Source organism: Krasilnikoviella flava, from assembly GCF_900167525.1.
GTDB lineage: Bacteria > Actinomycetota > Actinomycetes > Actinomycetales > Cellulomonadaceae > Isoptericola > Isoptericola flavus.
In genome coordinates, this window is sequence record NZ_FUZQ01000002.1 from 36919 (window position 1) to 49944 (window position 13026).

Genomic DNA, 13026 nt, shown 5'->3' on the forward strand with positions numbered 1-13026 from the left:
AAACCGGTTCCCGCCGTGCTGAGCCCAGCCTAGCAACCGGTTTCCGCCGGAGGGAACGCCCGGGTGGGCTCAGCCGGCCAGCACGTGCGACACGTAGAGGGCCGTGGACCCGACGAGGGCGACGGCGCCGAGCCCGAGGGCGAGCCGCTGCATCGCGCGGTTCCCCGCACCGGAGCGGAGCCGGACGGTCGCCCAGGCGACGGTGGCGGCGGCCGCGACCGGGGCCACGACCGTCACGAGGGAGAACACCGCGAGCACGACGAGCCACACGTCCGCGGCGGGGGTCGGCGCCCGGTCCGGCGTCGGGGCGGCCGGGGCGGCGGTGGTCGTCCCGGCGGGGGTCGCCGCGGCGGCGATGGCGTCCACCGGCCCCAGCTCGTCGAGCACGCGCCGCGCGGAGTCGTCGTCGGCCCCGTACCGGGCGAGGGACTCGGCGGCGTGCTCGCGCACCGCGGCCAGGGTCTCCGCGCGCTCGCGCGGGTCCGCGGTCGTGAGGGCGCGGTCGAGGTCGTCGAGGTACGCCTCGACCAGCGGCGGGACGGCGGGAGATGCGGTCATCGAGGCTCCAAGGTCGTGCGGACGTCTTCCGTGAACCGGGCCCAGGTGGCGGTGAACGTCTCGAGCGCCGCCCGGCCCTCGGCCGTGAGCTCGTAGTACCGACGCGGCGGGCCCACCGGGGACGCCACCTGCGTCGTCGTGACCCAGCCCTGCTGGCGCAGGCGCGAGAGCAGCGGGTACAGCGTGCCCTCGCTGGTCAGCAGGGTGCTCGTGGCGCCGAGGCGCTCGGCGAGCTCGAGCCCGTACGCGGGCCCCGAGCGCAGGCAGGCCAGGACGCAGTACTCCACGACTCCCTTGCGGAGCTGGGTGAGGACGGCGTCGCGCGTCGGTACCATGCCTCACAAGGTAGCCATCCGGTTCCTTGCGACGCAAGATAGCGGGGCGCACGACGGCCGCGGACGGTGCCGCCGCCAGGTGCCGGAGCGTCAGGCCCCGGCGTCGTCCGCCACGGCGAGTGCGAGCTCGCAGAACATGGAGTCGGCCCACGAGAACCAGGGCCGGGAGAAGGCCGTCGGGTCGGACGGGTCGAAGCTCTCGTGCACGCGCCCGGTGCCGCCGTCGGTGTCGGCGATCAGCCGCAGGAGACGCACGCGGTCCTCGGGCGTGCCGGTGAGGCCCTCGACGGCGAGGGCGATCGGCCAGACGTGGCCGGGCTTGGTGTGCGGGCTGCCGACGCCGGCCGCCACGGTGCCCGTGAACCAGTACGGGTTCGCCGGGCTGAGCACGAAGTCGCGCGTCGCGCGCCAGACCTCGTCGTCGAGGACGTCGGGGGCGGTCAGCGGGAGGGACAGCAGCGAGGGGGTGTTGGCGTCGTCCATGCACAGCACGCCGCCGAGCCCGTCGACCTCGTAGGCGTACATCGGCCGGCCGGCGGCCGGGGACCCAGCGGGGGCGGGCACGACCCCGTGAGCGGTGACGCCGTCGACGAGCTCGCAGGACAGCCCCCGCGCGTCGTCGGCCAGGGCCGGGTCGCGGTACACCTCGTCGGCGATCTCCGCCACGGCCCGCAGCGCCTGGGCGGCGAACAGGTTCGCCGGCACGTTGTACCCGTAGGTGCAGGCGTCGTCCGAGGGGCGGAAGGCGCTCCACGTCATGCCGGTGAACCCGACCGGGGTGCCGCGGCCGTCACGCGCGAGCGTCTCCGTGGGGATGTCCGTCTCGCGGGAGAAACGGTACGGCGAGCTCTCGTGCCGCTGCTCGGCGCGGAGCTGGTCGACGACCGTGCGCAGCACGCGGTGCGTGCGGTCGTCGAGGACGTCCGTGCGCCCGGTCTCCCGCCACAGCCGGTGGGCCAGCGTGACGGGGTACGCGAGGCTGTCGACCTCGTACTTCTGCTCCCACACGTGCGGGTCGTCGCAGACGTCCTCGGGGTCGTAGTGCGCACCCGTGGGCCCGTCGTTGAACGCGTTGGCGTACGGGTCGTGGTCCAGGCAGGCGAGCTGGCGGCGCACGACGGCCGCGACCAGGTCGGCCAGCGGCGGGCACTCGCGCAGGAACCGCAGGTAGGGCGTGAGCTGCGTGGTCGAGTCGCGCAGCCACATCGCGGGGATGTCGCCGGTGATGACGAACGCGGAGCCGTCGGCGCCGATCGTCACCGTGTCGGTCAGGGTGCGCCGCAGCGCGGCGGCGACCATCGCGCCGACGCGCTCGCCCGCGACGGCCCGCACGCGGCCCGCGGCGGCGTGCAGGGTCGCGTCGATCGCCGGGTCGAGGCGGTGGGGCCCGGTCGTGCTCAGCGTTCCCACGGGGTGGAGTCCTCCTGGTCGGTGACGCGCACGGTCGCGGCGTCGGCGGGCTGGTCGGTGTCGGGGGTGCACCACACGCCGACCGTGAGCGGCACGGCGGCGGGCACGCCCGAGGCCCACGACCCGAGCTCGTCGAGGCCGAGCCGGAACGTCAGCGGCGTCGTCGCGCCCGGCTCGACCGTGACGCGCCGGACGCCGAGCAGCGTCCGGCGGCGCGGCCTGATGCCGCGCTCGTGGCGCCGCCCGTAGAGGGGCACGGACACCGTGGCGGGAGCCGGGCCGTCGTTGGTGACGTCGACGGCCACCTCGGCGGCACCGCCTTCGGCGAGGACGGCCGCGGCGACCGAGGTCACGTCCGCACGGAGGGCGGCCGTGACGCCGGGCGTGTGCGCGGTCCCGAGCGGCAGCCCCCGCAGCACGGGGTTGTCCACGTAGCCGCGGGCGGTCTCCATCCGCTCGTCGTGCGCCACGGGCACGACGCCGTCGGCCGCGGGGAACGTGGCCGGCAGCCGGCCCGAGGCGGCTCCGGTGAGCAGCGCGTCGGCGATCGCGGCGCCGCCGGCGGGGCCGGGGAACGGGACGACGAGCAGCGCGTCGACGAGCGGCAGCAGCTCGCTCAGCACCCGCGGGCGACCGTCGACGACGACGCCGACCACCGGACGGCCGGACGCCCGCGCGGCGCGCGCGACGTCGAGCTGGGCCTGCGGCAGGGCGACCGAGGACAGGTCGACGCCCTCGCCGTTCGTGGTGTCGGGGGCGGGGCCCTCGACGGCGCCGTTGTCCGCGAACTCGTCGTCGTAGCTGCGCCGGCTGGAGCCGCCGAGCACGACGACCGCCACGTCGGCGGCGGCGCACGCCTCCCGCACGGCGTCGAGCGCACGGGGCCCGTCGGGCTGCTCGTCGGGCCGGACGTCGAGCGGACCGCGCAGCCGGCTGCCGGGGGCGTGCCGCACGGTCCCCGCGCCGAGCCGGGCCGTGAGCGCGGACAGCACCGTGGACGCCGCCGGGTCCGAGGGCGGGCGCGGCGGCGTGTAGTCGCCGAGCTGCGCGTCGAGGTCGTCGGCGTTCGGGCCGACGACGGCGACCGTCGCCCCGGCGCGCAGCGGCAGCACGCCGTCGTCGCGCACGAGGACCACGGACTGCCGCGCGGCGCGCTCGACGAGCGCGACGACGTCCCGCTCGGGGGCCGGCGTGGCGGGCACGGGGTCGCCGAGCAGCCCGAGGCGCTGCTTGAGCCCGAGCACGCGGTCGACGGCTTGGTTCAGCACGGCCTCCTCGACCAGGCCCCGGTCCAGGGCCTTCTCGACGTGCGTGAACGCCTCGTCCCAGAGGCTGAGGTCCACGCCCGCCTGCAGCGCGAGCGCGGCGGCCGACGCGGGGTCGGGGGAGCTGTCGCGCAGGCGGTCGATCGCGGTGCCGTCGGCCATCACGAGCCCGCGCCAGCCCCACGCCTCCCGGATCGTGCCGGTGAGCAGCTCCTCGTTCGCGCTGCACGGCACGCCGTCGACGTCGTTGTACGCGGCCATGTACCCGGCGACGCCCGCGCGCGCCGCGGCGAACGCGGGGCGCAGGTGCAGCTCGCCGAGCTCGCGCCGCCCGATCGGGGCTCCGGAGCCGTTGCGGCCGCCGATACCGGCCCCCTGGCCGGCCAGGTGCTTGGCCACGACCGCGACGTGCCCGCCGTCGATCGGGTCGTCGCACGACGTCGTGCCCTGCATGCCCCGGACCGTCGCCTCGACGAGCGCCGCCGCCAGCGCCGGGTCCTCGGAGAAGCACTCCTCTGCCCGGCCCCAGCGCGGGTCGCGCAGCACGTCGAGGCCCGAGACGAGCGCGACGTGCGTGCCGCGGGCGCGTGCCTCCGTCGCCACGAGGGCGCCGAGCTCCTCGGTGAGCGCGGCGTCCATGCCGGCGCCCAGGGCAAGGTTGACGGGCAGCGTCGTCCCGCCGAGCGCCATCAGGCCGTGCGGGGCCTCCTCGACGAACAGGACGGGCAGGCCGTCGCCGTACCGCGTCACGTGCTCCTGCACCGCGGCGTACGCCTCGGCGCTGCGCTCCGGCGGGACGCCGTTCTCCCAGCGCACCGCCGACCAGGGGTCGGCGCGTAGCACGCCGTAGAGGGCGCCGAGCCCGCCCCACCGGTCGACCTCGGCGCGCAGGACGTCGGTGACGCGCGGCGCTCCGTCGACCCAGCGCACGGCCTCCCAGCCCTTGAGGCGCTGGTTGACCTGGCCGATGCGGGTCCGCAGGGGCAGCGAGGCGGCGGCGACGGGCGTCATCCCTTCACCGCACCCGAGAGCAGCGCGCGCTGCATCTGCCGCTGCAGCACCGTGTAGACGAGGTACACGGGCAGCAGCGTGAACAGCGTGCCTGCCATGAGGACGCCGTAGTCGGTGCCGGCGTCCACCTTGAGCGTGGGCAGGGCGACCTGGATCGTGCGCTGCGCCGTGTCGGGCCCGATGAGGATCAGCGGGTACAGGTACGCGTTCCAGAACGACAGGAAGTTGAGCAGCAGCACGGTCGCGATGCCGGGGATGCAGATGGGCAGGTAGACCTGGCGCAGCACCTGCAGGGAGGTGGCGCCGTCCATGGACGCGGCCTCCTCGAGCTCCCGCGGGATCGTCCGCATGAACGACGTGAGGATGACGATCGAGAGCGGGAGGGCGGTGGCCGGCAGCAGGAAGACGACGAACGTGCGCGTGTGGAAGAGGCCGAGCGCCGCCGCGAGCAGGAACGTCGGGAAGAGCGCGGCGAACGACGGGATCAGGAAGCCGAGCGCGAAGACGCCCTCGACGACCTTGCCGGCACGGCCGCGGGCGCGGGCCAGCGCGAACGACGCGGGCAGCGCCAGCACCAGCGTGAGGACCAGGGCGGCGAGCGTCGTCAGCACCGAGTTCGCGATGGCGAGCCAGAGGTCGGCCTGGTCGATCGCCGTCACGAAGTTCGACAGGTCCCACGTGGTCGGCAGCGACAGCGGGGACTCGAAGATCTGCTCGTTGTCCTTGAACGACGAGACGATGAAGTAGTAGAAGGGCACGATCAGCAGGGCGGCGTAGATCCAGGCGAGCGTGCCGCTCGTGATCGAGCCGATGCGGTCGCGCATCGGGAGGGTGGTGGTGCGCCGGGCCATGGCTTGCTCCTGGGGCTGGTCGGGGATCAGTGGGTCGCGCGGAGCACGCGCCGGATGGCGCCCATGCCCAGCAGCCCGATCACGAAGAGGATGACGCCGACGGCCTGGCTGTAGCCGAGGTCGGCCTCGACGAACGCCTTCTGGTAGATGAGGTAGGCGAGGGTCGTCGTCGAGGTGCCGGGGCCGCCCTGGGTCAGCAGCAGCACGTTCTGCGCCGAGTTGAAGAGCATCGACAGGAACTGGAGCATCGTGACGACGCCGATGAAGTCGCGCGCGATGGGCCAGTACATGCGCCAGGCGATGCGCCAGTCGTCGGCACCGTCGATGCGTGCCGCGGAGACGATCTCGGTGTCCACGCCGTCGAGGCGGGAGGCGATGAGCACGGCGGAGTAGCCGATGCCGCTCCACAGCTCGACGGCGATGATCGCGCCCAGGGCCGTGGTCGGGTCGGCGAGCCACGCGGTGCCGTCGAACCCGAGCGGGCGCAGCACGCCGTTGACGAGGCCGTCCGGGTTGAGCATCGCGTAGAACACCATCGCCGTCGCGGGGGCGGAGATGAGCGCCGGGATGAAGAGCAGGTACCGCAGCACCCGGTGCCCGCGCGGCTTCTGCACCACGTAGAACGCGAGCAGGAAGGCGAGCACGATCATGATCGGCAGCCCGACGACGATCTGGACGGCGGAGTTGCGGGTCGCGGCCCAGAACGTCTCGTCCGAGAACACGGTGGCGAAGTTGTCGAACCCCGCGAACGTCGGCGTGGCGAGCATGCCCGGCCACGACAGGAACGCGATGACGAACATCGCCACCACGGGGCCGATCATGAACACCGCGTACCAGACGAGCGCGGGCAGGGCGAGGCCGGGGAACCGCTCGCGGAGCGTCCTGCGCCGGGTCCTGGCGGGGGTGCCCGGAGGCGGGTTGCGGGTGGCGGCGGGAGCGCCGGCGTCGACGAGGGCGGTCATGGGGATCCTTTCGTGGCGCCGGCGGTCAGGCCGCGTCGTAGGACTTCTCGAACGCGTCGACGATCCGTGCGGCGGACGCGGAGGACCCGTAGGCCATGGCGGTCACCTTGATCATCGGTTCGAAGACGGAGTCGGGGATGAGCAGGTCGGGCAGCATCACGGGCGTGACGTCGTCGTCGGTGAGGCGGGACGCCTGCGCGACCAGCGGGAAGTCCTGGCTGACCGTGTCGGTGACGCGGTTCATGTCGCGGCCGGAGCCCAGGACGAACGCGTCGGTGACCTCGTCGGAGTACAGGTCCTGGACGAACGGCTTGATGAGGTCGAGCTTGTCGGCGCCGTTCTCGCTGATCCAGATGCCGTGCCCGTTGTAGCTCTTGATGACGCTGGGGTGTGCCAGCACGCCGCCGCTCGACGGGACCGGCCAGCCGCCGACGGTGACCTCCTTCGCCCGCTCGTTCGGGACGAGGGCGAGCGCCGAGGACATCGCGGGCACGATGGCGGCCTTGCGGGTGTTGAACTGCGTGAGCTCGGAGTCCGAGGTGTAGCCCTGCACGTCGTCGACGAAGACGCCCGCGTCGCGCAGCATGACGAAGTGCTCCACGCCCGCGACGGCGCCGGCGCTCTCGGAGAGCTTGCCGGTCGAGAAGACGGTGCGCGCCTCCTCCTGGCTGACGAACCCCTGGAGGATCTGCAGGAACAGCTTCTGCCCGCTCCAGTCCGAGCCGCCCACCGTGACCGGTCCGATGCCCTTCGACCGCAGGGCGTCGGCGACGGCGATCAGCTCGTCGGACGTGGTGGGGACCTCGACGCCGGCCTCCTCGAGGAGGCCGGTGTTGAAGGACACGGGCCAGTTGGTCCGTGTGAAGGGGAACGCCCGCAGGCGGCCCTCGTCGTCGGTCCACTCCGCCACGGCCTCGGGCAGGATCTTGTCGCGCAGGTCCCAGGCGTCGAGCAGGTCGGTCACCGGGATGGTCGCACCGGCGTCCGTCCAGCCCAGCGTGCGGCCCATCATGTTGACGATCGCGACGTCGGCCTGCTTGCCCGCAAGCGTGCTCGTCTCGAAGACGATGGGCAGGTCGGAGCCGTTCTTGAGCTGGGCGACGATGCGGCCGGTGCGGCGCCGGTAGGCCGCGACCACGTCCGAGAACACCTGGGCGCCGGCGACGGCGCCGCTGAGCTGGGTGTGCACGGAGATCGAGCCCGGCCCGCTGGACGCGGGGACGAGGGCTCCGCAGCTCGCGAGGAGCGGCGTGGCGATGGCGCTGCCGAACACGGCTTTCAGCACGGCACGCCTGCTGACGTCGTGGGTCACTGAGCCTCCCTGGGAGCTGCGGTGCGTCGTTCAGGTGGTCGGAGACCGTCCTCCGACACCGCCTCTTGTAAAGCGGTACACATCAAGTGGCGAGCAACGTATACCGCTTTACACGGGAGGGTCAACCCCCTACTCTCGGACGCACCATGACAGCAACGAGCCCGAAACGCGTGACGATCGCCGACGTCGCCCGCCGCGCCGGCGTCTCGCCCTCCGCCGTGTCGCACGCCTTCAACGGGCGCCCCAACGTGTCCGAGGCGACGGCAGCCCGGATCCGCGCGGCGGCCGACGAGCTCAACTGGCGGCCCAACTACGCGAGCCGCAAGATCTCCGGTCAGGGCGGACGCAGCCTCGGCCTCGTCATCGCCCGCTCGCGGGACACGTTCGGCCGGGACCCGTTCTTCATGCGCCTGCTCGCCGGGCTCACGGAGCCGCTCGCCGACATCGGGTGGTCGCTCTCGCTCACCCTGGTGCAGGCCGACGAGGAGGAGCGAGTCTACCGGCAGTGGTGGGGCGAGCAGCGCGTCGACGCCTTCCTGCTGGTCGACGTACGGGACGACGACCCGCGGCTCGGCCTCGTCGAGCAGCTCGGCGCCCCCGCGGTGCTGCTCGGTGCGCCCGTCGAGGACGGCGTCCCGGCCGTCACCGTGCAGGACGAGACGGCGTTCGCCACCGTCCTCGACCACCTCGCCGGCCTCGGCCACCGCGGCGTCGCCCGCGTCACCGACGCACCTGGCCTCGCCCACACGGGGGCTCGCGACCGACGCTTCTCGCGGGCTGCCGCCGAGCTGGGGGTCGAGGCCACGTTCGTCGCCTGGGACCCGGCTGCCGGCGACCCGGTCGCCGACCTCCTCGGCCGCCTCGGCGCCGCGACCGCGATCGTCGTGGACAGCGAGTCGATCGCCGCCCAGATCGTCGCGCACGCGCCGGAGGTCGGCGTCCGGGTGCCCGACCAGCTGTCCGTCGTGGCCTGGGAGGACTCCTGGGTCTCGACGCTCGTGCGGCCGCGGCTCACCGCCCTCGACGCCCCCGTCGAGGAGAGCGCGCGGACCGCCGTCGCGCTGCTCGAACAGCTCGTGCGCGGCGAGGCCGCCGAGTCCCGGACCGTCAGCGGTCGCCGGCTGGTCGTGCGCGACTCGACGGCGCCGGCGCCCCAGTAACCACCCCCAGCACCACCGAGACACAGCGAGGAAGCACCTTGACTTCGACCGTGCCGCGCTTCGGCGTCAACTACACCCCGTCCCGCGACTGGATGTTCCAGTGGATGGCCGTCGACCCCGATGTCGTCCGCGCCGACTTCGAGGCGATCGCCGGGCTGGGCGTCGACCACGTCCGTGTCTTCCCGCTGTGGCCCGTGCTGCAGCCGAACCGCACGCTGGTGCGCCGCCGCGCGCTCGACGACGTCGCGCTCGTGACCGACGTCGCCGCGGAGTTCGGGCTCGACGTCGCGGTCGACGTCATCCAGGGGCACATGTCGGGCTTCGACTTCGTCCCCGCCTGGCTCGTGAACTGGCACGACGGCAACATGTTCGCCGACCAGGGCGCGATCGACGCCCAGGCCGCCCTCGTGGCCGCCGTCTACGACGCCGTGCGCGACAGGCCGAACTTCATGGGCCTCACCCTCGGCAACGAGCTCAACCAGTTCCTGGAGCCGAACCCGGCCGCGATGCCCGCCACCGCCGACCAGGTGACCCACTGGATGACGTCGCTGCTCGAGGCGCCCCGCGACCGCGACCCGCGCCACGTCGTCGTGCACAGCGAGAACGACCACCTCTGGTACTGGGACGACCACTCGTTCCTGCCTGAGCACGCCTCGCGGCTCGGCGACATGACCACCGTGCACTCCTGGATCTTCAACGGGACCGCCACCCGTTACGGCGCGCTGTCGCCGCAGTCCGTGCGGCACGCGGAGTGGATGATCGAGCTGTCGAAGGCCTTCGCCACCGACCCCGGCCGCCAGGTGTGGCTGCAGGAGGTCGGCGCCCCGTCGATGAACCTCGCCGAGGCCGAGATGCCCGAGTTCTGCTCGCGCACGATCGAGGCCGCTCTGACGTCGAGCGACCTTTTCGCCGTCACCTGGTGGTGCTCGCACGACGTCACCCGCGACCTGGCGGACTACAAGGACCTCGAGTACTCGCTCGGTCTTCTCGACACCGAGAACCGCGTCAAGCCGCTCGGCCGCCGGTTCGCGGAGGTCGTCGCCGACGCCCGGCGGGGCGCGCTGCCGCTCGCGCAGCCGCGCACCGTCGGCGTGGTGGTCGACGTCGACGGCGCGGACCTGCCGCTCTCGCGTCCCTCGCTCGGCCCCGGGGGCGCCGTCTTCGAGCTCTGGCACGAGCTGCGCGAGCGGGGCGCCGACGTGACCGTCGTGACCAGCGCGACCGCCGCCGACCCTGCGGCGCTCGCCGCCCGCGGCGTCACCGAGCTCGCACGCGCCGAGGTGCGCTGACGTCCCACGTCCCACGTCCCACGGCGCCGCACGACGACGCCCCGCCGCCTCGAGGAGGCGTCGGGGCGTCGCCCCGTTCGGGATCAGCCCGCCGCGGCGCGCACCAGAGCGGTGAGCCGCTCCTCGAACGCGGGGGTCCAGGCGAGCACCGCGAAGGCGGTCGGCCAGTAGTCGCCGTCGTCGAGCTGCGCGGCGGGGTCGAAGCCGACCGTCGCGTAGCGGGTGCCGAACTTCGCGGCGGGCTGCACGAACACCACGATCTTGCCGGCGGCGTTCGCGAACCCGGGCATGCCGTAGTACGTCTTCGGGACGAGGGCGGGCGCGACCTCGGTCACCACGCGGTACAGGCCCTCGGCGATGTCGCGGTCGGTGCCCTCGAGCGGCTCGATCGCCTCGCGCACGGCCTTCTCGCCGGCCGCCCGGTTCTTGCCCGCCTTCTCCTGCTCGCGCAGCTCCTTGGCACGCTGCTTGACGGCGGCGCGCTCGTCGGCGCTCAGACCCTCGGACGTGGCCATGACGTTCCTCCCCGGCTGGTGGCGCGACGCCCGCTGGCGTCGCACCACCCACGCTAGAGACCGGCCCCCCGCCGCGCTTCTCCGATCCTGATCGATACCCACGGCGCCCTCGTCCCGCACGACGACGCCCCGCCGCCTCGATGAGGCGACGGGGCGGCGTGCGGCGGGCCGGCGTCGGCGACAGACCCGCACCGGGGTGTCAAGGCCCGGTGTGCTGGGCGGGCTACAGGTGCGGCAGCACGTGCCGCGCGTACCGCTCGCCGACGGTGCGGGCGGTGTCCCGGGGGTCGGCGGCCCAGATCTCCTCGTTGAAGATCTCGGTCTCGACGTCCCCGGTGTACCCCGTCTCGGCGACCCACCGCGAGATCGTCGGGAAGTCGACGTACCCGTCGCCCACGTGGCCGCGCGAGTTGAGCGGGTCGGCGGCGAGCGGCAGGTTCCAGTCGCACACCTGGTAGCCCGCGATCCGGCCCTCGGCCCCGGCCCGCGCGATCGAGGACCGCAACTGCGGGTCCCACCACACGTGATAGGTGTCGACGACGACGCCCACGGTCTCGGGGGCGAACGGCGCGGCGAGGTCGAGCGCCTGCCCGAGGGTGGAGATCACGGCGCGGTCCGCGGCGAACATCGGGTGCAGCGCCTCGAGCACGATCCGCACGTCGTGCTCGGCCGCGAACGGCGCGAGCTCGGCGAGGCGGTCGGCCACCCGGGCGCGGGCGGCGGCGACGTCCCGGTCGCCCGGCCCGGCGTCCGGGCGGGGCCCCTGGCCGGGCACGCTGAGGGCGGGCAGCCCGCCGACGACGAACACCAGCTCGCGGGTGCCGACGCCCGCCGTCTCCTCGATCGCGCGCTTGTTGTCGTCGAGGGCGGCCGCGATGCCCGCCTCGTCGGCGGCGGTGAGGAACCCGCCGCGGCACAGCGACGACACGCGCAGGCCGGCGTCCGACACGATCCGCGCGGCCTTCTCGGCGCCGTGCTCCTGCACCTGGTGGCGCCACAGGCCGACGGCGCCGAGCCCGGCCGACGCGGCGGCGTCGACCGCCTCGGAGAGCGTGGCGTGCTTGACGGTGGCGGTGTTGAGCGAGCAGCGGCTCAGGTCCGGGGTGCTGCCGGTGGCGCTCACGCGGTCACCCCGTTCGTCACCAGCAGGGCGTCCAGGCGGCGCGCGGCCAGGGCGGGGTCGAGCAGCATGCCGCAGCCGTCGGCAAGACGGGCCAGCTCCACGAGGTGCGCCAGCGAGCGGCCCGACTGGAGGCCGCCGACCAGCTGGAAGCCGGGCTGGAACCCGTTCAGCCAGGACAGGAACGCCACGCCCGTCTTGTAGTAGTAGGTCGGCGGCGCGAAGATGTGCCGCCCCAGCTTCTCGGTCGAGGCGAGGATCGCGTGCCCGCGGGCCGCGCCGTCCGGGTCGCCGGCCGTGCCGGCGTCGAACGCCTGCAGCGCGGTGGACGCGGCCGGGTAGATCGCCGCGAAGATGCCGAGCAGGGCGTCGGAGTGCCCCTGCTCGTCGCCCGCGATCAGCTCGGGGTAGTTGAAGTCGTCGCCGGTGTACAGGCGCACGGGCGAGCCCTCGAGCGCGGCGAGCGCACGGCGCAGCCCGATCTCGTGCTGCGCGTCGAGCAGCGAGACCTTGACCCCGTCGACCTTGTCCTGGTGGGCCTTGACGAGGTCGAGGAACGTCGACGTCGCCGACTCCACGTCGTCGGAACCCCAGTAACCCGCGAGGGCCGGGTCGAACATCGTGCCGAGCCAGTGCAGGACGACGGGCCTGTCCGCCTCGGCCAGCACCGCGTCGTAGACACTGGCGTAGTCCTCGGGGGAGCGCGCGACCTTCGCCAGCGCGCGCGAGGCCATGACGATGACCTGTGCCCCGGCGTCCTGCACCACGCGGACCTGCTCGCGGTACGCGTCCGTGACGGCGGCCAGCCCGGCCTCGCCGGGCTCGACGGACGCGGGGTCGAGCTGGTCGGTGCCCGCGCCGCAGGCGATGCGCGCGCCGACGGACGCGGCCTCCGCCGACGACCGGCGCACGAGCTCCTGCGTCGCGGCCCAGTCCAGGCCCATCCCGCGCTGCGCGGTGTCCATGGCGTCGGCGACGCCCAGGCCGTGCTCCCAGATCCGGTGCCGGTAGGCGAGCGTCGCGTCCCAGTCCACGAGTGCGGGCGCGCCCGGCACGTTCTCGGCGCCGACCTGCGGCACGACGTGGGCCGCGGCGAACGCGACGCGCGAGGTGATCGGGCCGGACGGCGTGGTCCACGGGCCGGGCGCGTGCAGCTCGCGCACCTCGGTGCCCGTGGCGCGCCCCGCGGCGTCGAACCGGGGGAGGCGCACGGTGACGCCGGAGGGCTCCAGCACGGG

At 74.0% G+C, this 13026-nt stretch carries 12 protein-coding genes; 2 read left to right on the plus strand and 10 right to left on the minus strand.

Annotated features, from left to right (window positions below; genetic code table 11):
* Window positions 1-69: 69 nt before the first annotated feature.
* The 7 genes from B5Y66_RS04780 to B5Y66_RS04810 all read right to left on the minus strand — a co-directional run bounded on the left by B5Y66_RS04780 (window position 70) and on the right by B5Y66_RS04810 (window position 7704).
* Window positions 70-558, minus strand: a complete 489-nt coding sequence (locus tag B5Y66_RS04780) for an HAAS signaling domain-containing protein (RefSeq protein ID WP_079571941.1) — start codon at window positions 556-558, stop codon at window positions 70-72.
* The gene (locus B5Y66_RS04785; protein WP_079571943.1) at window positions 555-893 is read right to left on the minus strand and encodes a PadR family transcriptional regulator; all 339 of its coding nucleotides are present in this window, start codon (window positions 891-893) and stop codon (window positions 555-557) included. The genes B5Y66_RS04780 and B5Y66_RS04785 overlap by 4 nt, the downstream gene beginning before the upstream one ends.
* A 90-nt stretch (window positions 894-983) precedes the next feature.
* Entirely contained in the window at window positions 984-2303 is a 1320-nt protein-coding gene (locus B5Y66_RS04790; RefSeq protein ID WP_245806941.1) for a glycoside hydrolase family 125 protein, read from the minus strand.
* Window positions 2291-4579, minus strand: coding sequence for a glycoside hydrolase family 3 protein (locus tag B5Y66_RS04795; protein WP_079571946.1), 2289 nt, complete (start codon window positions 4577-4579; stop codon window positions 2291-2293). The genes B5Y66_RS04790 and B5Y66_RS04795 overlap by 13 nt, the downstream gene beginning before the upstream one ends.
* On the minus strand, window positions 4576-5430 hold the full coding sequence (locus tag B5Y66_RS04800) for a carbohydrate ABC transporter permease (RefSeq protein ID WP_217700731.1): 855 nt from the start codon (window positions 5428-5430) through the stop codon (window positions 4576-4578). Before B5Y66_RS04800 ends, B5Y66_RS04795 begins: the two co-directional genes overlap by 4 nt.
* A gap of 26 nt (window positions 5431-5456) precedes the next feature.
* The gene (locus B5Y66_RS04805; RefSeq protein WP_079571949.1) at window positions 5457-6392 is read right to left on the minus strand and encodes a carbohydrate ABC transporter permease; all 936 of its coding nucleotides are present in this window, start codon (window positions 6390-6392) and stop codon (window positions 5457-5459) included.
* A gap of 25 nt (window positions 6393-6417) precedes the next feature.
* Window positions 6418-7704 (minus strand): ABC transporter substrate-binding protein, encoded by a 1287-nt coding sequence (locus tag B5Y66_RS04810; RefSeq protein WP_079571951.1) that lies wholly within the window; start codon window positions 7702-7704, stop codon window positions 6418-6420.
* A gap of 170 nt (window positions 7705-7874) precedes the next feature.
* Between B5Y66_RS04810 and B5Y66_RS04815 the strand changes: the two genes are divergently transcribed.
* Window positions 7875-8864, plus strand: a complete 990-nt coding sequence (locus B5Y66_RS04815) for a LacI family DNA-binding transcriptional regulator (protein ID WP_245806942.1) — start codon at window positions 7875-7877, stop codon at window positions 8862-8864.
* 38 nt (window positions 8865-8902) lie between these two features.
* The gene (locus B5Y66_RS04820; RefSeq protein ID WP_245806943.1) at window positions 8903-10153 is read left to right on the plus strand and encodes a glycoside hydrolase 5 family protein; all 1251 of its coding nucleotides are present in this window, start codon (window positions 8903-8905) and stop codon (window positions 10151-10153) included.
* Window positions 10154-10236: 83 nt separating this feature from the next.
* Here the strand turns inward: B5Y66_RS04820 and B5Y66_RS04825 are convergent, their stop codons facing one another.
* The 3 genes from B5Y66_RS04825 to B5Y66_RS04835 form a co-directional block, all read right to left on the minus strand.
* The gene (locus B5Y66_RS04825) at window positions 10237-10668 is read right to left on the minus strand and encodes a hypothetical protein (RefSeq protein ID WP_079571957.1); all 432 of its coding nucleotides are present in this window, start codon (window positions 10666-10668) and stop codon (window positions 10237-10239) included.
* A gap of 223 nt (window positions 10669-10891) precedes the next feature.
* A complete protein-coding gene (locus tag B5Y66_RS04830) occupies window positions 10892-11791 on the minus strand; it encodes a sugar phosphate isomerase/epimerase family protein (protein ID WP_079571960.1) in 900 nt (299 codons plus the stop codon).
* Entirely contained in the window at window positions 11788-12999 is a 1212-nt protein-coding gene (locus tag B5Y66_RS04835; protein ID WP_079573187.1) for a dihydrodipicolinate synthase family protein, read from the minus strand. The genes B5Y66_RS04830 and B5Y66_RS04835 overlap by 4 nt, the downstream gene beginning before the upstream one ends.
* Window positions 13000-13026 lie beyond the last annotated feature (27 nt).